We start from the raw sequence: 19,089 nt of genomic DNA, 5'->3' as shown, positions 1-19,089 counted from the left end.
AAACGGCGTGGCGCCAATACTCACGGCTTGCAGCGGGTTCTTGCTTGCGGTGTTGTGGATGGACTTGATGTTCGACGTCCAGGTTCTGCGGTATCGACGAGTGGGCGGCGCATTGCCCGAGCCCGTGCTCGCGTCCATCGCTGCTTATTACCACCGCGCCACGACGACATCGCGACCGATGAGCCGGCTGATCGCTCTGGTCATGGTGATCTTGTTGGGCGCGTTGGGGTTTGAAGCTGCCCGCGGACACCAGCCTGGCTGGTTGCTTGCGACGACGGCTGGTCTCGCGGGTGTCCCCGTGATGCTGGCCCTGCTACACACCGTCCCTTGCGCAGTCCGGCTTGGAAAGCGCATCGACAGCTCGGTCGAACAGAGCCGCCTGGCGCGAGGTATCTGTCGGGATCACCTCGTCTGCGCCGGCTGCATGTTCGCGTTCCTGGTCCTGTGGGTGGGGCATACCCTGGCGATCTGACAGGTCCTGAGGGGTTCTAGTTGCGACGCGTCAAGACCTGGCTGGCCACGTCGCCGCCCTCCGTACTAAACTAGAACACGTTTCAGTTCTTATCGGATCGGTTGAGCTTTCCAGGAGCAGGCATGCACACCGCCATCTGCGACGACCTCGGTATCGAGTTCCCCATTTTCGCTTTCACCCACTGTCGCGATGTCGTTGTCGCTGTCAGCAAGGCCGGCGGTTTCGGCGTTCTTGGGGCGGTCGGCTTCACCCCTGAACAGTTAGAGATCGAACTCACCTGGATCGATGAGCACATCGGTGATCATCCCTATGGGGTCGATATCGTCATTCCGAACAAGTACGAGGGCATGGACTCGCACCTGTCCGCCGAAGAGCTCACCAAAACATTGCAAGCGATGGTGCCGCAGGAGCACCTTGATTTCGCGCGCAAAATCCTTGCCGATCACGGTGTTCCGATCGAAGATGCTGCCGAGGACAGTCTCCAGCTACTCGGCTGGACCGAGGCGACCGCCACCCCGCAGGTCGAGGTGGCGCTCAAACACTCCAAGGTGACCTTGATCGCCAATGCGCTGGGCACCCCACCGGCGGACATGATCAACCACATTCACGAGTCCGGTCGCAAGGTGGCCGCATTGTGCGGGTCGCCTTCGCAGGCCCGCAAGCATGCCGACGCGGGCGTCGACATCATCATCGCCCAGGGCGGCGAGGCCGGCGGCCACTGTGGTGAGGTGGGCTCAATCGTCCTGTGGCCGCAGGTCGTCAAGGAGGTCGCCCCGCTCCCGGTGTTGGCCGCGGGTGGCATCGGCAGCGGGCAGCAGATCGCCGCGGCGTTGGCACTTGGTGCTCAAGGCGCGTGGACCGGCTCACAGTGGCTGATGGTCGAGGAGGCCTCCAATACCCCTGTGCAGCAAGCGGCATACGCCAAGGCGAGCAGTCGTGACACCGTCCGTAGCCGGTCGTTCACGGGTAAGCCGGCGCGGATGCTGCGCAACGACTGGACCGAGGCGTGGGAGCAACCGGACAACCCGAAGCCGCTTGGTATGCCGTTGCAGTACATGGTCTCCGGCATGGCGGTGCGGGCGACGAACAAGTACCCGAACGAGACCGTCGACGTCGCGTTCAACCCGGTCGGTCAGGTGGTTGGACAGTTCACGAAGGTGGAGAAGACGGCTACCGTCATCGAGCGCTGGGTGCAGGAGTACCTCCAGGCCACCACCAGGCTGGACGAACTCAACGCCGCCGCCGTGTGACGCGGGTTGACGGCTGACTAGTCCTGATCGTCGTCGCGAGCGGTAAACACCTCTTTCACGCGGTCGACGGCGTGGGTGCCGATGTCGATGGAGTTCTGGACGATCCCGCTGGCGCCGCCGGCGATGTCGCCGCGGATGATGTCGCTGGCGTTTTCGACGATGTCGGAGGCCTTTTCGACGGCGTTGGTCGCGATGTCGCGGACCGCATCGACGGCATCTTTGGGATTGAGGGCCATCGGAGTCTCCTATTCGTTGGCGAACGCTTGATACGACTGTAATCCCGGCGAATTCGCCCAGCCAGAATCGGTGTTCAGTAGTCGACGAGGGTGCGCCAGTAGTGTTCCGGAACTTCGGCGCCAGACCGCAATATCCGCGCCAGTCCCACGGCCATCGCGATTCCGAGCAGGCCGAGCCAAAGGCCCGCCAACCCGATGATCCACCACAGCACCGCGGTGACCGTGGGCCACGGTGACAGCACCGCGAGTACCGGCGCGAAGAAGAAGCTTGCCCCGATGTACCACGCCGAGCCGGCACGATCGGACGCCAGCACGAAACGCAGCCACCGCGGAACGGGTGTTTCGGTGAGCTGGCAGTGGCACGTCATGGCTCAGGCGGGAAAAATCCTGCTCCGGTGAACCATCCTTCTTGCCATCCTTGAGCTCCCAGACAGAGCATCGGCAGACCGGCAGGCGATTGTGCCGCTGCTTGTGGCTTGGGGCACGGCGCGCCGATCTGTTGGACGCCATACAGCGGGTAGGAGATCACCCAATAGCCGGTGGTTGCCGCCGGGAACTGGTTGGGCGGCGGGAAGTGACAGGCTTCGGCCTGGCCGCTGGGGCCCCGTCCGAAGATGAAGCGTTCGTAGTTGTCGCACGGGGCGCCCAGTGAGGCGTCATAGTTCATCCCCGGCACGTCCCCCGGCCAACGCCCGTTGTCGGCGCCGGCGACCGGTGCTAACCCGATCGCGGCACCCGCGACCGCAGCGGTGGCGAGCAATTCGCGAATCATGATCCACCCTCCATGGCGCCGGTGACATTCACCAAAGCATAACGATTGCCGCGTGGCTCACAAGGCCGCTACCGCCTTTGCCGCCAGACAGGCTTTCGGGGAAATGCGCATCACTCATGCCCTTCGGCTGTGGGTGGCGCTCATTGGTGCTGTGTCACGGCGACCGACGTCAGGCCGCAAACTCATCGCGGGTGAACACGTTGCAATTCGGCTTCGGGCAACTTCTTCCGATCCTTCCCAACCGTGGTGTAGCAATGAATTAGTCGCACGAGCCAACCACTAGCGCATGGTGTATCGAGGAGTGAGCCCATGACGACAGCCAAGCGGATCCCCAACCTGCCCCCCGGGTTCGATTTCACCGACCCGGACATCTACGCCGAGCGGTTGCCGGTTGCAGAGCTCGCCGAGATGCGTCGAGCCGCGCCGATCTGGTGGAACGAGCAGCCGGTCGGCCGGGGCGGCTTTGATGACGGCGGCTTCTGGGTGGTGTCCAAGCACAAGGACGTCAAAGAGGTCTCATTGCGCAGCGATATCTTTTCCAGCCTGCAGAAGACCGCATTGCCACGCTATAAGGACGGCACCATTGGCGAGCAAATCGACAGGGGCAAGTTCGTCCTGCTCAACATGGATGCTCCGCAGCACACCCGGCTGCGCAAGATCATCTCGCGGGGCTTCACTCCCCGCGCCGTCGAGCGGTTGCGCGATGACCTAAGTGAGCGTGCCCGGCGCATCGTCGAGCTGGCGGCCGCCGAAGGTTCCGGCGATTTCGTCGAACAGGTGTCCTGTGAATTGCCGTTGCAAGCAATCGCCGGGTTGCTGGGTGTACCGCAAGAGGACCGCATGAAGCTCTTCCACTGGTCGAACGAGATGGTGGGCGACCAAGATCCCGAGTTCTCCACCCATGACGCCATGGCCGCCTCGGTGGAACTGATCACGTATGCCATGCAAATGGCCGCCGACCGGGCCAAGAACCCAGGGGACGACATCGTCACCAAGTTGGTCGAGGCCGACATCGAGGGCCACAGACTCTCCGAAGACGAGTTCGGCTTTTTCGTCATTCTGCTGGCGGTCGCTGGTAACGAGACCACCCGCAACTCCATCACGCAGGGCATGATGGCCTTCACCAACTTCCCCGACCAGTGGGAGCTGTACAAGAGGGAACGTCCGGCCACCACGGCCGACGAAATCGTCCGGTGGGCGACCCCGGTCACCTCGTTCCAGCGCACTGCCCTCCAGGACTACGAACTGTCTGGTGTCCAGATCAAGAAGGGTCAGCGGGTGGTGATGGTTTACCGGTCCGCCAACTTCGACGAGGACGTGTTCGACGACCCGTTCACCTTCAACATCCTGCGTAATCCCAATCCCCACGTGGGATTTGGCGGCACTGGTGCACACTACTGCATCGGTGCCAACTTGGCGCGGATGACTATCGATTTGATGTTCAACGCGATCGCCGACGTCATGCCAAACCTGGAATCGATCGGAAAACCCGAACGGCTGCGCTCGGGCTGGCTCAACGGCATCAAGCATTGGCAGGTCGACTATCACAGCAATGGGGCAGCCAAATGCCCTGTCGCACACTAGGACACGCGTGTCCACTCACCGAGCTGCCCAAATCCAGTCGCCTGGTGCGCCATTAGAGATTGTCGAGGTCGCGACGCCTCCACCGGGCCGCGACGAGGTACGGATAGCGGTGTCCGCGTGTGGCGTATGCGGCACCGACCGCCACTTTGCCCAGGGTGGCTTCCCGGGCATGTCGTGGCCGCTGACCCTGGGGCACGAAATCGCCGGAACCGTAGCAGAACTCGGCGAACGGGTCGATAATTTCGTGGTTGGGGATCGCGTCGCCGTCGGGTGGTTCGGCGGAAACTGCAACCAGTGTGACTGCTGCCGCAAAGGCATTTTCATCCACTGCTCGAACATGAAAGTACCGAGCTGGCAGTATGCCGGCGGCTATGCCGAGTCGGTAACAGTTCCGGCAAATGCGTTGGCCCGCATACCTGCCGAGCTCTCCGACATCGAAGCCGCCCCGATGGGCTGTGCCGGTGTCACGACGTACAACGCGCTGCGTCGCACAAAGGCGTTGCCCGGTGATCGGGTCGCGGTACTCGGCGTTGGCGGGCTCGGCCATCTCGGGGTGCAGTTCGCCGTGGCGATGGGTTTTGAGACCATCGCAATCGCTCGCGGTACCGCCAAGGCCGAGGACGCCCGGAAACTGGGCGCCCAGCACTACGTCGACTCCACCAGCGGTGACGTCGCCGATGCACTGCGAGCCTTGGGTGGCGCCGCGGTCGTGCTGGCCACTGCCGGGAACTCGGTGGCCATGGCCGACACGATCGGTGGGTTACTGCCACAAGGTGAACTGGTCGCCATCGGTGTCACAGCAGATCCCCTGCCGATCAGTCCCGTGCAGCTGATAAATCCGGGACTCAGTGTTATCGGCCATCCCTCCGGGACCGCGAAAGATATCGAAGAAACAATGCATTTCGCGGTATTGTCCGGCGTGCGGGCGTGGATCGAGAAGCTCCCGTTGTCGCGGGCGGCCGACGGCTACGCGGCGATGGAGCAGGGGCGGTCACACTACCGCACCGTTCTGACGATGTGACTACAGTCGGTCTGTGACCGACACGTGGATGATGGACGAATCCGACGGCGAATTGCTTGTTCGGACCGGCGTTACCGGCAGGGCGGCGCGAATGGGTCATCGGCTCACCATCGCAATCAGCCGGTGGCGGGCCACGGTGAGGTGGGTGGAGGGTGAACCCACCACCGGAGAGCTTGCGGTCGAGGCGAATTCGTTGGAGGTGCTGCGCGGCGAAGGCGGCGTCAAAGGCTTGTCCGGGCCCGAGAAGGTGTTGGTTCGGTCGAATGCGCTGAGATCGCTTGACGCGGAACGTTATCCCGCTATCCGCTTCACCGCGCAAGCCATTGACAAAACCGCCGACGGATACCGCCTGAGCGGTACATTGCACATCCGGAAACGGTCGCGCGATCATGTAATCAACTTGCGCACAGACGATCTCGGTGACTCGTGGCGCATGACTGCGGAGTCTGTCGTCCGGCAGTCCGATTACGACGTCAAGCCGTACTCACTGTTGATGAGCTCACTGCAAGTCGCCGACGAAGTGACCGTGTCCTTTAACGTAATTCGCGCCAAGGACGGTAGCGGCTCAACCCGAATTCAAACCTGACTGTTGATGACTACTCCGGTGGCCGCCCGGCTGTCTCGCCATAGGTGCCAGGGATGTGCTCGAGCACCCTGGTCAATATGAGCCCATTGGTCGGATCTGTCTGCGGCGCCATGGGGCTTGGCGTCTCCTCCGGAGTGGATTCCGTGAGCTGTTCACCGGCGGTCAGCCGGACGGGCTCTTGCTGCGCCGGGGCTTTGGGGGCTGCCGCGGGAATCGATGGCCGAGCCGACGTCGGCGGTGCAACGGCGGTAGCCGCGGCTTCTGCGACGCGCGGCGCCGGTTTGTGCACCACGTGTTTTGGCGTTCCGGGATCTTGGTCCGGAGCCAGTTGAAGGCCCACGGCCAGGGAAAGGGAGGCGACGAAGGTCACCGCGGCCGCGGCCAACGTGGTCGCAGCACCGGTGTAGGACAGCCGCCGAGACCGCGCGGCCACAGCGGCGGGCTCACTGATATGGGCCACCAGCTGCGCATCGGTGAACTCGGTGCTTTGTGCCGCCGCCAGGGCCGCACCACGCGCGACGGTCACCTGCGCCATCGTTTGTGCGAAAACCGGCACCGGCAAAGCCTTTTCGAGTTGCCACGAAAAGTCGCTGACGTCCCGGTCGGAACCGACCACAACCACGCCAGAGGGACGCCATGCACTGTGGTCAAACATTCCCGTCAGCCAGGAAGTCAGCCCGTTAAAGCCGCCACGCACATGCTTGATCGCCGTTTGGGTCTCTCCGTCGTGAGTGTCGACCATGACCACTGTGGCCCACTCGTGCTCGAGAATGCACACCGCGGTTTGCTTGTAGCCGATGACGGGTGCGATGGCCCGGGCCAGAGTTTCCACGGCATCGAGCATCCGAACCGGAACGACGTTGTCGAAACCCGCGTCGGTCAGAGCCTCCAACAGCAGTGCCGCCTGCGCCGACGCTTCGTCGTTCCAGGTGACGCCAATGACACGCAGCCGATGATCACCCGCGGTGGCCACTTCCCTAGCGCGCCATACCTCCGCCGCCGCCTGCCGCGCGGTGTGGACGGCGCGTACCCCATGACCCCCGTGCAGTTCCAGTTCGTGATGATCCAGGATGGTGCCGTCGGCGCCGTGTCCTTCTGCAAGTACCCACCCGACTGTGGTCGGCGTTACTGACAGCCCAAGTACCGTATCCAAAATCTCGCACCTCAATCTGTCCCGGACCCTCGACGCCCGCTACCAATCCCACGGCGCACCTCAAAGCCCAGGTGCGGTGGGACGTGAGCGCCGGAACGGACCGAGATATAGCGTGGTCTCCATCGGCTTACTTCGAGCGAGCCTACGCGGTCGACGCGAGTTCGGCCTCCCCGGTGTCGTTACCAAACGGAAACCAGCAGGTGGCTGCAGCGAAATTGACCCGGATGCCAATGCTGCCGCAGCAGGTTCCAAGTGCATAACGCGTGCATAACGCCCGGCGTGTGTGCCGTTTAGCCGCGCCGGGCGGGCGCTATAACGAATGCGGCACAACCGCCGCGGCCCCCATAGCACAGTTGCTATATCCACGTCGGTAACCGATACCGAAACGAAACGAGTTCGCGTCCAGATCGACATTTGGCCTACTCGCGCGGTAAGTTCTGCCGGGGGCACCACACATAAGGAACTAAGGGGCACACGTATGACTGAGGTGAGCGGGAAGATACGGGCCTGGGGCCGCCGACTTCTGGTCGGCGCAGCTGCCGCTGCCACACTGCCGGGTCTGGTCGGACTTGCCGGCGGAGCCGCAACCGCGGGAGCGTTCTCCCGTCCGGGTCTGCCGGTTGAGTACCTGCAGGTGCCTTCCGCGGCGATGGGCCGCAGCATCAAGGTCCAATTCCAGAGCGGCGGGGACAACTCGCCTGCGGTCTACCTGCTCGACGGCCTGCGTGCCCAGGACGACTACAACGGCTGGGACATCAACACCCCGGCGTTCGAGTGGTACTACCAGTCGGGCCTGTCGATCATCATGCCCGTCGGCGGCCAGTCCAGCTTCTACAGTGACTGGTACAGCCCCGCCTGCGGCAAGGCCGGCTGCCAGACCTACAAGTGGGAAACCTTCCTGACCAGCGAGCTGCCCCAATGGCTGTCCGCCAACAAGAGCGTCAAGCCCACGGGCAGCGCCGCGGTCGGCCTCTCGATGGCCGGCTCGTCGGCACTGATCCTGGCTGCCTATCACCCCGCGCAGTTCATCTACGCCGGCTCGCTGTCGGCGCTGATGGACCCCTCCCAGGGGATGGGTCCCTCGCTGATCGGCCTGGCGATGGGTGACGCCGGCGGCTACAAGGCCTCGGACATGTGGGGCCCGTCGAGCGACCCGGCATGGGCGCGTAATGACCCGACGGTCCAGATCCCGAGGTTGGTCTCCAACAACACCCGGCTCTGGGTGTACTGCGGTAACGGCACCCCGTCCGAGTTGGGCGGTGCCAACGTGCCGGCCGAATTCCTGGAGAACTTCGTGCGCAGCAGCAACCTGAAGTTCCAGGATGCCTACAACGCCGCCGGTGGCCACAACGCTGTGTTCAACTTCGACTCCAACGGGACGCACAGCTGGGAGTATTGGGGCGCTCAGCTCAACGCCATGAAGGGTGATCTGCAGAGCTCGTTGGGTGCCCGCTGACAAGGGCGTAACCCGTTCCGCACCGCCGCTCCTGCGCTTGACAGGCCGATTCAAACGGACCCTCAAGCGCAGGAGCGCGTTAGCGGGCTTTAACGGGTCTTACGGGCCCAGTGAACTCCCCGGGTGATGTCGGTCCACGTGCTGGTGTCGTTGCGGTGATCGGTCATGTTGCGATACTCGCCGTACACACGCATCACCACGTGTTGAGATCGTCAGCGCGGCCCTGAACGATAAGTTTTTCTCTCAGATTGCGCTTAATTGGAGTTTGCTGCGCTCGCCGGGATGGGCTCGCCAACTCCAGAGAGCGAGCAGCGAAACGGTGCGGGCGCGCCGCTTCGACAACCTGTATCAACGGGTCCTGGAAGTCGCGACTCGCTGGTACTGCCAGGCTCAGCCGTCGGCCCGATCCGCTTGGCTGAATGCCGTTTGCGCCAATCTCAACGCGATTGATAACCGATCTCACATTTTTTTCTAATCGGTAACGCTTTGACTACGCCCGGCGAAATGCCGGACATGACGAACATCGCAAAGCCCCTCATCAAGTCCGCCATGGCCGCGGGTTTCATCGCGACGGGGATGTCGCTATCCACCGGCGTCGCAGACGCCGATGTCATGAACTGGGAAGCCGTCGCCGAGTGCGAGTCCGGCGGCGACTGGCGCGCTAATACGGGCAATGGCGCCTACGGAGGTCTGCAGTTCAAGCAAGCCACGTGGGAGGAATACGGCGGCGTCGGAAACCCTGCAAACGCCTCTAAGCAGCAACAAATCGCCGTAGCCAACCGAGTCCTGGCCGGCCAGGGACCCGGCGCATGGCCGAAATGTGCCGCCGCAGGCGGCCTGCCACCCGTGCCGGTGGTGTTGCCCAAGCCGGTACGTCAACTGGAGCAGACTGTCCTTGGGATCCTCGGGATATTCACGCCCAAACAATGAATATCGGCGGTTGGTCTGGTTTCGTTACAGTGAACGTGTTTGGATTCTCCTATGGAGGGTTCAGCGACAGTTCATATGGCGGCACCAGCGGACAAGATCTGGGAATTAATCGCAGATATTAGAAATACCGGACGGTTCTCACCGGAAACCTTCGAGGCCGAGTGGCTTGGTGACTCGACCGGCCCCGAGCTCGGCGCCCGGTTCCGCGGGCACGTCCGGCGCAACGGGATCGGGCCGGTCTACTGGACGACCTGCGAGGTCACCGCGTGCGAGCCGGGCCGCGAGTTCGGATTTGCTGCGATGCTCGGCGACCGGCCCGTGAACAACTGGCACTACCGGTTGACGCCGGCCGGTGACGGCACCGATGTGACCGAGTCATTTCGGCTGGCTCCGTCCGTGCTGACGAGCGTGTACTACTGGGTGTTCGGGGGGTGGTTAAGACAGCGCAACAACATCCGCGACATGAACAAGACGCTGCAGCGCATCAAGGATGTGGTCGAAGCTGGCTAAGGGCCGGCGTCGAGCGGATCGATGAAGGCGATATTCATCACCGGTGCGGGCAGCGGAATGGGCCGTGAAGGCGCAAAGCTGTTCCACGCCAGGGGCTGGCGCGTTGGCGCGATAGACCGCAACGAGGACGGTCTCGACTCGCTGAGCGCGCAGCTCGGTCCGGGGTTGTGGACCCGTGTCGTTGACGTGACGGACAAGGCCGCGCTCGATGGCGCCTTGGCTGATTTTTGTGCCGGCCATGTCGGTGGCGGGCTCGACATGATGTGGAACAACGCCGGCATCGGCGAGGGCGGCTGGTTCGAGGACGTGCCTTACGAAGCTGCGATGCGCGTCGTCGACGTGAACTTCAAGGCGGTGCTGACTGGGGCCTATGGCGCGCTCCCCTACCTCAAGAAAGCGCCCGGAAGTCTGATGTTCTCGACATCATCGTCGTCGGGCACCTACGGCATGCCACGCCTCGCCGTCTACTCGGCGACCAAGCACGCGGTCAAGGGGTTGACCGAGGCATTGAGCGCGGAATGGCAGCGGCACGGCGTGCGGGTTGCCGACGTGCTACCGGGCCTGATCGACACCCCGATTCTCACTGCGACGCCCCAGCATTCCGAGGACGCGGAGCCGATTTCTGCCGAGGAGCTCCGCGCGACCGCGCCCAAGAGGGGCATGTTCCGCCTGATGCCCGCGGCCAGCGTGGCCGAGGTGGCGTGGCAGGCGTACCACCACCCGACGCGATTGCATTGGTATGTACCGCAAAGCATCCGCTGGATCGACCGGCTCAAGGGCATCAGCCCGGAGTTTGTCCGGAGTCGCATCGTCAAAGCCCTACCGCGGCTGGACCCAAAACGGCAGTAATGTTTCCTCCACGATGCGAAGGCCCGAAATGGAGGTGGCTCGTGGACAAGCGCTTGGTCACGATGGCGGGAGCCGCACTGGTCGTCGTCGGCGTATCTGGGTGTTCGCATGCCCAGACCGTGCCTCGAAGCGCCGCCCGCCTGACCATCGACGGCAGTAGCCACGCGACACGTCCACCGGCATGCAGTCAGGAACAGTCGTATCGGACGATCGACATCCGCGACCACGACGGCCAAGTGCAAGCGGTCGTCTTGCTCAGCGGCGATCGGGTGATCCCTCAGTGGGTGAAGATCCACAACGTCGACGGGTTCAACGGCAGCTTCTGGCAAGGCGGGGTGGGCGACGCCCATGTCAACCTCGCCAACCACACCTACACAATCACCGGAAGCGCGTATGGAATCAGCAACCGCAATCCCAATAAAGTCGTGACAACAGACTTCCAGATCATCGCTGAGTGCTGACGCCCCCGCGTACTGTGCCCCAGCCGAACGATGGAGGAGCGGTGAAGGACAGACTGCATTGGTTCGCGATGCACGGAGTCATCCGTGGTTTAGCCGTAATCGCGATGCGGCGGGGCGACTTGCAGGCGCGGCTGATCGCCGACCCTGCGGTCGCCGGGAACCCGGTGCCTTTTTACGACGAAGTGCGTAGCCACGGCCGCCTGGTGCGGACACGCGCCAACTATCTGACCGCCGATTATCGGCTCAGCCACGAACTGTTGCGATCGGACGATTTCCGCGTCATCTCCTTCGGTGAGAATCTGGTGACACCGCTTCGCTGGCTGGAGCGCCGCAGCCGGGACAAGCAGCTCCATCCATTGCGGCCGCCGTCATTGCTGGCGGTTGAGCCGCCCGATCACACGCGCTACCGCAAGACCGTGTCGGCGGTGTTCACCTCGCGGGCGGTTGCCGCACTGCGTGATCGCGTGGAGCAGACCGCGATCAGCCTTTTGGGTCGGCTCGCGGATCAGCCCGGTGTTGTCGACGTTGTCGGGCGGTACTGTTCGCAACTTCCGATCGCGGTCATCAGCGACATCTTGGGAGTACCGAACTACGATCGGCGGCGCGTTCTGGAATTCGGTGAACTGGGTGCCCCGAGTCTGGATATCGGGGTGCCCTATCGGCAGTATCAGCGCATGCAGCGGGGAATAACGGGATTTAACGCATGGCTCACAGCGCATCTGGGGCAGTTGCGACGCGCTCCCGGTGACGACCTGATGAGCCAATTGATTCGAATGGCTGAAAGCGGTAGTGCCGAAACATATCTCGATGACACCGAGCTGCGGGCGATTGCCGGGCTGGTGTTGGTAGCCGGTTTCGAGACCACAGTGAACCTGTTGAGCAACGGAATTCGTATGTTGCTTGATGCGCCCGAGCAACTCGACAAACTGCGACAGCGCCCGGACCTTTGGCCGAATGCGGTGGAAGAAATCCTGCGGCTGGATTCGCCGGTCCAGATCAGTGCGCGCGTGGCACGCAAGGATGTCGATGTGGCCGGCACGGTGGTCGAACGCGGCGAGTTGGTGGTGATCTACCTGGCCGCGGCCAACCGTGATCCGGCCGTGTTCCCAGATCCGCACCGCTTCGACATTGAACGCCCCAACGCGGGAAAGCATCTCGCGTTCTCCACCGGCCGCCACTTCTGCCTCGGGGCCGCGCTCGCCCGCGCCGAGGGCGAGGTCGGCCTGCGAACCTTCTTCGACCGCTTCCCTGAGGTGCGGCCGGCCGGCGCCGGAAGCAGGCGTGATACCCGGGTGCTGCGCGGTTGGTCGACCCTTCCGGTGATCCTGGGTCCGGCGCGGTCGATGGTTGCCCAGTGACGCGAACAGACGCAAAAGCCCCCAAGTTCGCGCGAACTTGGGGGCTTTTGCGTCTGCTCGCGCTAGAGGGCTACACCTCGATGCGCGAACCCATGACCACCGTGCGGTCTAGCGGCAGCCCGAAGTACTCGGCGGCGTCGGCTGTGCTGTAGGAGGTCGCGATGAACAGGCGCTTGCGCCACGGCGCCAGGGAGGGTGCGGTGCCCTTGATCAGTTCGAGCTTCGATAGGAAGTAAGAAGCGTCGTCGATGGCGATCGGGCCTTCCGTCTGCGTCGGATCAAGCAGGCGCAGTGCGTCAGGGACATTCGGCGTTTCCATGTACCCGAAGTGGGCGGTCACGTGGATGATCCCATCTTTGGCGTAGCCAAGAGCATCGACTTCGGTGCGCTCGGACTCCGGCACCCGCGGCACCGGCAGCGTTTCGATCGCCATGATCACCACCTGTTCGTGTAGCACGCCATTGTGCTCGACGTTGGCCCGCATCGCGAGCGGTGCCGTCTCTTTTCCGCGGTTGAGAAATATTGCCGTGCCAGGCACGCGCATGAGGGGCGGCTGGCAATTCGGGAGGCTGTCGACGAACTCGCGCAGCGGTCCTTCGGCTTTCTCACGTGTGCTGGTGACGATTTCACGTCCGCGTTGCCAGGTGGTCATCACGGTGAACGCGGTCACCGCAATCAGCAATGGCAGCCATGCTCCGTGAATCAGTTTGGTCAGGTTGGCCGCTAGGAACATCAGATCGACCACCAACAGCGCGCCGCCGCCGAACACGACCAGCCACAGTGGTGTTGCCCATCTGGTTCGGGCGATGTAGAGGAACAGCAGCGTGGTGATGGTGATCGTCCCGGTGACCGCCATGCCGAATGCGAACGCCAATGCCGCTGAGCTGCGGAACGCGAACACCAGGGTGAGCACCGACACCAGCAACAGCGCATTGATCCACGGCACGTAGATCTGGCCGATTGTCGACTCCGAGGTGTGGGCAATCCGCAATCTCGGCAGATAGCCGAGCTGAGCGGCTTGTGACGCCACCGAGTATGCGCCAGTGATCACCGCTTGCGACGCGATCACTGTTGCGGCGGTGGCCAGCAGCACCATAGGCAATCGTGCCCAATCTGGCGTGAGGAGAAAGAACGGCGCGCCGACCACGTTCGCGTCGCCGAGCAGCAGTGCGCCCTGGCCGAGGTAGCTGAGGGCACACCCGGGCAGCACGAGCAGCAGCCAGCCCCACGTGATCGCGCGACGACCGAAGTGACCCATGTCGGCATACAGCGCCTCGGCGCCGGTCACCGAGAGCACGACCGCGGCGAGCGAAAAGAACGCAAAGTGGAAGTGCCCCACCATGAACTTCACCGCATACATCGGTGAGAGCGCCTTGAGAATCTCTGGATGATCCATGATCGCGGTCACCCCGAAGGCGCCTATCGCGGTAAACCACACGATCATCACCGGCCCGAACAGACGCCCAACGGCGGCCGTGCCGTGGCGTTGCACGGAAAACAGCGCACCGATGATCACCGCGGTGACCGGGACGACCCAGGTATCCAACCGTGCCTCGATGACCTTGATGCCTTCGACGGCCGAGAGCACCGAGATCGCTGGAGTGATCATGCTGTCGCCGAAGAACAGCGCGGCGCCGAAGAGACCCATGGCGGTCAGCGCCATAACAGTTCGGCATCGCCCAGTTTGGGGCTCACTCCGGGGCCCATCGCCGCGCTTCAACAGCGTAATGAGCGCCATAATGCCGCCCTCGCCGCCGTTGTCAGCACGCATCACCAGGGTCACGTACGTCAACGTCACGATGATCATTACCGACCAGACGATCAAAGACACGACCCCGTACACGTTGTCCGGGCTGATCGGGATCGGATGCGGGTCGCTGGGATTGAAGACGGTCTGGATGGTGTAGATCGGGCTGGTACCGATGTCGCCGAACACCACACCGAGTGCCCCTACGATGACCGCCAGGCGAAACTTTCCGGAATATGTGTGCACGGCGAGGGTCCTCGTTTCGTGACCGGATGCGGTGTGGACGGTAGCGAAGTGGCGGACCTGATGGTACTGCTCGGCCGGCCGGCGGGCTGGTTGACACCGGTGGCGCAAGCGGGTGTCATAACGACTGTGGCGGAAGATTCGAGGGTAGCGGTTCGGGATGCGGTACTGGGCCTATGGCAGGCACTTTCGCGACGAGACTGGGACACGGTCAAGACGTTCCTGTCCGACGACTGCCTCTACGTCGACATGCCCGTTCCCGCCCTGGCGGCACGCGGCCCGGACAATATCCTGAAACGGCTCAAGATCGGGCTGGAGCCGTTGGCTGGCTATGAAAACCACGACGGTCTGCTGGTATCCGATGGTCCCGACGTAATGTACGAGCACTCGGAGACCTGGACCTTCAGGACGGGCGAGCAAGGTGTCCTGAGGTTCGTAACGGTGCACAAGGTCATCGACGGCAAAGTTACGCTGTGGAAAGACTATTGGGACATGGCCAGCCTGACCAGTTTCGCGCCTCCCAACCACTTCGAGGGCCTGGAGAATGTTGATACCAGCTGGATTTTTGACGCGACGGGCCTGATCTAGGTAATCGTGACGACACGGGCGGCCTACGAGGGTTTGCGCCGGGCGCACCTCAATGCGGTACAGGCCCACATGTCCGACCACATGGCCCGGCTGGAATGGTCGCGTCGGCAGATTGCGGAGTACCAGAACCACCGCCTGCGGGCACTGCTCGGCTACGCAATACACCGCTCGCCCTTTCACGCTCGGCGACTGCGCGGGCTCGACGCGACCCGCGCCTCCGTCGCCGATCTGGCGTCCCTTCCGATGATGACCAAACAGGACGCCCAGGAGCACTGGGACGACATCGTCACAGCTGACCTTGATCGCGACCGCGCCGAAGGCATTCTTGCTGAACAGCAATGGTTTTCGTATGCCGCGGGCGATCTGCAGGTGTTCAGCTCGGGGGGCTCCAGCGGGGTACGCGGTGTCTACGTATGGGACTGGCAGTTCTTTGTTTCGGCGGCTTGCCTTGCCTGGCGAATGCAGGCGCGTGACGAACTGCGCAATCCGAGGGTGTTGAAGCCCGCGCGGCTTGCCGTGCTGTCCGCGGGGGCCCCGCCGCATGCCAGCACGCCGCTGTTCGACGTGCCTACCGCTCCGAACATGGAGACGGTGGTGGTTGCCGCGGGCGCACCGTTTGATGGGGTGCTCGCCGCGGTGGTGGCAGCCCGACCCAGCCATCTGGTGGGTTATCCGTCGGTGATCGGCCGGCTGGCCCGGGCGGCGCTGGCCGGCGAACTCCGAATCGACCCGGTGCGGGTCAGCACCAACTCGGAGCCGTTACTCGAGGAGGACCGACTGGCAATTGCCCAGGCTTGGGATGCCGTCGTCCATAACCTTTGGGGCTCAACCGAAATCGGTGTACAGGCGGTCGGTTGCGGACGCGGAGCGGGACTGCACGTGTGCGAGGACGAAGTGATCCTCGAGCGTGTCGACGACAGCGGCGCCCCGGCCGGCCCCGACCAGCCGGCGGCCCGCACGCTGGCCACCGGACTGGCTAACCGGACGTTCCCGTTCATCCGCTACGACCTTGGCGATCAAGTCACCCCGCTGGCGGGCGGCTGCGCATGCGGCAGCGCCTTCGCGCGCGTCGCCGACATCGGTGGACGTCGCGACGATGACTTCCGCTACGGGGAAACGACGGTGCCCGCGACGGCGTTTCGCGACGTACTGGGTACCGATCGCCACGTATCGGAATACCAGGTCACCCAGACCGCGACCGGCGCCGACATCCTGGTCATCGGTTGTCCCGATCTCAATGCGCTGACCGCGTCGCTGGTTTCCGCGCTGCGCCGCTATGGATTGCCGGAGCCGACAATCCAGATCCGGGTCGCCGAAAGCCTGCAACGCCACCAGGCCAGCGGGAAGCTGCGGCGATTCGTTCCCCGCTAATTGGTCCTCTCACCAAGGTGGTAGATGCGCGCGGCATTGTGGTGGGCGATCAGGTCGACGACGCGGATGGCGTCCGCCTCGCTCCAGTCGCCGCTGTCCACGAAGCCGCGTAGGACGCGGTGAATACCGTTGCGCCACAAGGCTGCACCAAGAAAGTGCAGTTCTGCGGGCCCGAAACCGTCCGATGAGTACATGATCTTGCGGAAGGGCGCCATCTCCAGCTGACGGGCGATGAAGGCGGGTCCCCGAGCCCCCAGATAGTTCACACTCAATCCGCAGTCGAGATAGACGTTGTTGAACGCCTGGGCGAGATAGCCGGCTTCGCGCTCGTAGGGATAGCAGTGCAGCAACACGATCGGGGTGTCCCCCGAATGGCGAAGAAAGTCAAGCAGATACAGCGGATTCGTCTTGTGCAGATCGCAGTCCCGGTCGCCAAAGCCGACGTGGAGTTGCACCGGCTTGCCAAGACGTAGCGCCTGGTGCAGCCCGAAGCGCAGCAATATCCGATCGTGCAATCGCGTCGACCCTTGGTCACGCCAGCGCGCGGCAGCCTCGGCGACCTGTGACGCTGGCGGCTCGGTCACATCGCCGTCGAAGCCGCCCCGGTACGCCAGGATGGATTTGGTGCCGACCGCTGTGGCCATGCGTCGGTGCAGGATCTCCTCAAATGCCGACGCATAGTCGCCAGGTTCCTGTGCGGCTTGCTCGGCCACTTGCTCGAGACGAACCACTTCGAAAGCGCGGCCGCCGGACAATTCGCTCAATGTTGCGACATCTGCTGTCGCATTGCCGATTCCGGTGTCGACCAGCCAATCGGATACTCCGGCGGCCCTCAGAAACAGTCGGGCCAACGCGGCCTCGTCAAATTCCCTGCGACGATCCCAATACACTTGCGGGTCAACGTGTCTGGGCAGTCCCAGAATCGGAGCGCAGTGGTTGCGGACCGAAAAGCCCAACTGTGAGTCGAATCCGGAGTCGAAGTCCGCCAGCGGTGCGGTGTTGGCCTCGTTGAGCGCGTTCTCAAACCGCCGCCGCTCCCCCGCGGTCAACCAGCATCCGTGGACATGCTGATCGATCAACGCCACTTCGTCGATGTGTCGGGCCAGCGCCGAGGAGTAAGACACTTCCAACGCGCCCCGTCACAGGCTCCAGGCCATGCGGAACTGGTCAGCTAGGTGCTCGGGTCCGACGCCGCCGTAGCGGTCATGTTCCATACGACGGACTGCAACCACAATGTCGACCGCGGGATCACCGAGAATTCCGCGAAGCAAATCCGAATTATCCAGCGCGGCAATCGCGTCGGCCTGAGATTCGGATAACCGTACGATGCCTCCACGGGCACGCTCGGCGTCCGAAAGCTTTGCCGGATCGATTGTCGTTTCCGGCGGTAGCGCTGCTTTGTGCTTGATACCGTCGAGCGCCAGCCCGAGGATGGTCGCCGACGCCAAGTACGGGTTGGCTGATGGATCGATCACTTTCACTTCGACATTGCCACCGCGCAGGCTGCCCGGGCTGGACTCAACGAATCGCACTGCTGCTTCCCGGTTCTCGGTACCCCAACACGCGTAGGCTCCAGCCCAGTTTCCGGGCCGCATCCGCAATCCGGACACGATCGATCCGCACAGGATGCCCTGTGCCCCGGGCAGTCCGCGTAGCACTCCTGCCACGGCGGCTTCCCCGGCTGGCGTCATGCCGTGTGCCCCGATACCGCCGGAAAACAGCGGTCCTTCTGGAGTCGACAATGAGATGTGTTGGTGGGCACCGGATCCGACGTCACCGGCAAACGGTGCCGGCGACAGGCTCACGCGTAGTCCGTGGCGGCGGGCGGCGCGACCGATGATGATTCGGGTAAGGACCAACTGGTCGGCGGCGGCCACCGGTGCCAACGGTGCCAGCGAGATCTCGAACTGGTTGGCCCCATACTCGGGATGGAACTGCTCGATCGCGACGCCGGCCGTCGATGCCGCCGCGATGACATCCCGCACGAACGCTTCGTGCTCGAGCACACCGGCAAGGCCGTACTGCGCCCACATCGTCGAGGGCAGCCGGCCACCGTCGCCGCCGACCAGGAGGAACTCGACTTCGTGGCCGATCAGCGCGCCAATGCCGGCGTCAGCGAGGGCGGTCTCGATCCTGTTGAGCGTTCCGCGACCACACATGGGAACGGGTGTGCCGTCTTGCTCGAAGAACGCGCCGGGAGCCCACGCCAACCCCTCGCCGATAATCCGCAGCGCTGACAGGTCGATACGGATGCGCTGATCGCCAACTACACCGACATCTTCGGTGAACGCGATGCCGCTCTGGTCGATGGCGAAAGCATGCCACGAAGGACTGGCCCCCAAGCCGGGGTCGGCGAATGTGTTGGTACGGCGTATCGGCACGGTCTTGGCCTGGGTGAGCCCGGCCGGGTTCACCACGGTACCGATAACGGTGTCGACGCCCTCGGCCTCCAGTTGGGCGATCGCCGCGGCGGCAAGCGGTGTGCCGGTCATGGCAGCGGTG

At 63.5% G+C, this 19,089-nt stretch carries 20 protein-coding genes; 13 read left to right on the top strand and 7 right to left on the bottom strand.

The window, feature by feature from the left end; genetic code table 11:
* Nucleotides 1–7 precede the first annotated feature (7 nt).
* Together AADZ78_RS14050 and AADZ78_RS14045 are read left to right on the top strand one after the other, a co-directional pair.
* Entirely contained in the window at nt 8–472 is a 465-nt protein-coding gene (locus tag AADZ78_RS14050; RefSeq protein WP_085249427.1) for a hypothetical protein, read from the top strand.
* 122 nt (nt 473–594) lie between these two features.
* Nucleotides 595–1,722: a nitronate monooxygenase gene (locus tag AADZ78_RS14045; protein WP_085249426.1), complete on the top strand. Its 1,128-nt coding sequence runs from the start codon at nt 595–597 to the stop codon at nt 1,720–1,722.
* A 17-nt stretch (nt 1,723–1,739) separates the two neighbouring features.
* Here AADZ78_RS14045 and AADZ78_RS14040 read toward each other — a convergent pair whose 3' ends face one another.
* The 3 genes from AADZ78_RS14040 to AADZ78_RS14030 form a co-directional block, all read right to left on the bottom strand.
* Nucleotides 1,740–1,958 (bottom strand): hypothetical protein, encoded by a 219-nt coding sequence (locus AADZ78_RS14040; protein ID WP_085249425.1) that lies wholly within the window; start codon nt 1,956–1,958, stop codon nt 1,740–1,742.
* A 74-nt stretch (nt 1,959–2,032) separates the two neighbouring features.
* Nucleotides 2,033–2,326, bottom strand: a complete 294-nt coding sequence (locus AADZ78_RS14035) for a hypothetical protein (protein ID WP_085249424.1) — start codon at nt 2,324–2,326, stop codon at nt 2,033–2,035.
* A complete protein-coding gene (locus tag AADZ78_RS14030; protein ID WP_085249423.1) occupies nt 2,323–2,730 on the bottom strand; it encodes a hypothetical protein in 408 nt (135 codons plus the stop codon). Before AADZ78_RS14030 ends, AADZ78_RS14035 begins: the two co-directional genes overlap by 4 nt.
* Before the next feature lie 309 nt (nt 2,731–3,039).
* On the opposite strand from AADZ78_RS14030, the gene AADZ78_RS14025 reads away from it, so the two are divergent.
* The 3 genes from AADZ78_RS14025 to AADZ78_RS14015 are packed head-to-tail and all read left to right on the top strand — an operon-like array spanning nt 3,040 to nt 5,921.
* Nucleotides 3,040–4,314, top strand: a complete 1,275-nt coding sequence (locus AADZ78_RS14025) for a cytochrome P450 (RefSeq protein WP_085249422.1) — start codon at nt 3,040–3,042, stop codon at nt 4,312–4,314.
* Nucleotides 4,315–4,321: 7 nt separating this feature from the next.
* A complete protein-coding gene (locus tag AADZ78_RS14020) occupies nt 4,322–5,335 on the top strand; it encodes an alcohol dehydrogenase catalytic domain-containing protein (protein WP_085249421.1) in 1,014 nt (337 codons plus the stop codon).
* Between the two features lie 28 nt (nt 5,336–5,363).
* The gene (locus tag AADZ78_RS14015; RefSeq protein WP_085249446.1) at nt 5,364–5,921 is read left to right on the top strand and encodes a YceI family protein; all 558 of its coding nucleotides are present in this window, start codon (nt 5,364–5,366) and stop codon (nt 5,919–5,921) included.
* A gap of 10 nt (nt 5,922–5,931) precedes the next feature.
* Here AADZ78_RS14015 and AADZ78_RS14010 read toward each other — a convergent pair whose 3' ends face one another.
* Entirely contained in the window at nt 5,932–7,074 is a 1,143-nt protein-coding gene (locus tag AADZ78_RS14010) for a DUF7159 family protein (protein WP_085249420.1), read from the bottom strand.
* Between the two features lie 478 nt (nt 7,075–7,552).
* Between AADZ78_RS14010 and ag85B the strand changes: the two genes are divergently transcribed.
* The 6 genes from ag85B to AADZ78_RS13980 all read left to right on the top strand — a co-directional run bounded on the left by ag85B (nt 7,553) and on the right by AADZ78_RS13980 (nt 12,638).
* The gene (gene ag85B / locus AADZ78_RS14005; protein WP_085249419.1) at nt 7,553–8,530 is read left to right on the top strand and encodes a diacylglycerol acyltransferase/mycolyltransferase Ag85B; all 978 of its coding nucleotides are present in this window, start codon (nt 7,553–7,555) and stop codon (nt 8,528–8,530) included.
* 513 nt (nt 8,531–9,043) lie between these two features.
* Nucleotides 9,044–9,460, top strand: coding sequence for a transglycosylase family protein (locus AADZ78_RS14000; RefSeq protein ID WP_085249445.1), 417 nt, complete (start codon nt 9,044–9,046; stop codon nt 9,458–9,460).
* A 51-nt stretch (nt 9,461–9,511) separates the two neighbouring features.
* Entirely contained in the window at nt 9,512–9,970 is a 459-nt protein-coding gene (locus tag AADZ78_RS13995) for an SRPBCC family protein (RefSeq protein ID WP_139828552.1), read from the top strand.
* Nucleotides 9,971–9,991: 21 nt separating this feature from the next.
* Complete coding sequence (locus AADZ78_RS13990; protein WP_085249417.1) at nt 9,992–10,819, top strand: SDR family oxidoreductase; 828 nt, start codon at nt 9,992–9,994, stop codon at nt 10,817–10,819.
* A gap of 41 nt (nt 10,820–10,860) precedes the next feature.
* Nucleotides 10,861–11,280 (top strand): lipoprotein LpqH, encoded by a 420-nt coding sequence (locus AADZ78_RS13985; RefSeq protein ID WP_239656276.1) that lies wholly within the window; start codon nt 10,861–10,863, stop codon nt 11,278–11,280.
* A gap of 41 nt (nt 11,281–11,321) precedes the next feature.
* Nucleotides 11,322–12,638 carry a cytochrome P450 gene (locus AADZ78_RS13980; protein ID WP_085249444.1) on the top strand — a complete coding sequence of 439 codons (1,317 nt, stop codon included), beginning with the start codon at nt 11,322–11,324 and terminating at the stop codon, nt 12,636–12,638.
* A 70-nt stretch (nt 12,639–12,708) separates the two neighbouring features.
* Here AADZ78_RS13980 and AADZ78_RS13975 read toward each other — a convergent pair whose 3' ends face one another.
* Nucleotides 12,709–14,631 (bottom strand): potassium transporter Kup, encoded by a 1,923-nt coding sequence (locus tag AADZ78_RS13975; protein WP_239656731.1) that lies wholly within the window; start codon nt 14,629–14,631, stop codon nt 12,709–12,711.
* A gap of 48 nt (nt 14,632–14,679) precedes the next feature.
* Here AADZ78_RS13975 and AADZ78_RS13970 point away from each other — a divergent pair, with 48 nt between their 5' ends.
* Nucleotides 14,680–15,216: a limonene-1,2-epoxide hydrolase family protein gene (locus AADZ78_RS13970; RefSeq protein WP_372510573.1), complete on the top strand. Its 537-nt coding sequence runs from the start codon at nt 14,680–14,682 to the stop codon at nt 15,214–15,216.
* A gap of 69 nt (nt 15,217–15,285) precedes the next feature.
* Nucleotides 15,286–16,587, top strand: a complete 1,302-nt coding sequence (locus AADZ78_RS13965; protein WP_239656832.1) for a phenylacetate--CoA ligase family protein — start codon at nt 15,286–15,288, stop codon at nt 16,585–16,587.
* Here the strand turns inward: AADZ78_RS13965 and AADZ78_RS13960 are convergent.
* Nucleotides 16,584–17,711 carry an amidohydrolase family protein gene (locus tag AADZ78_RS13960; RefSeq protein ID WP_372510572.1) on the bottom strand — a complete coding sequence of 376 codons (1,128 nt, stop codon included), beginning with the start codon at nt 17,709–17,711 and terminating at the stop codon, nt 16,584–16,586. The two genes, AADZ78_RS13965 and AADZ78_RS13960, sit on opposite strands and share 4 nt — an antisense overlap.
* Before the next feature lie 15 nt (nt 17,712–17,726).
* Nucleotides 17,727–19,079 carry a glutamine synthetase family protein gene (locus AADZ78_RS13955; protein ID WP_085249413.1) on the bottom strand — a complete coding sequence of 451 codons (1,353 nt, stop codon included), beginning with the start codon at nt 19,077–19,079 and terminating at the stop codon, nt 17,727–17,729.
* Nucleotides 19,080–19,089 lie beyond the last annotated feature (10 nt).

It is taken from the genome of Mycobacterium riyadhense, assembly GCF_963853645.1.
GTDB lineage: Bacteria > Actinomycetota > Actinomycetes > Mycobacteriales > Mycobacteriaceae > Mycobacterium > Mycobacterium riyadhense.
This window is presented reverse-complemented; position numbering and strand designations above follow the sequence as displayed.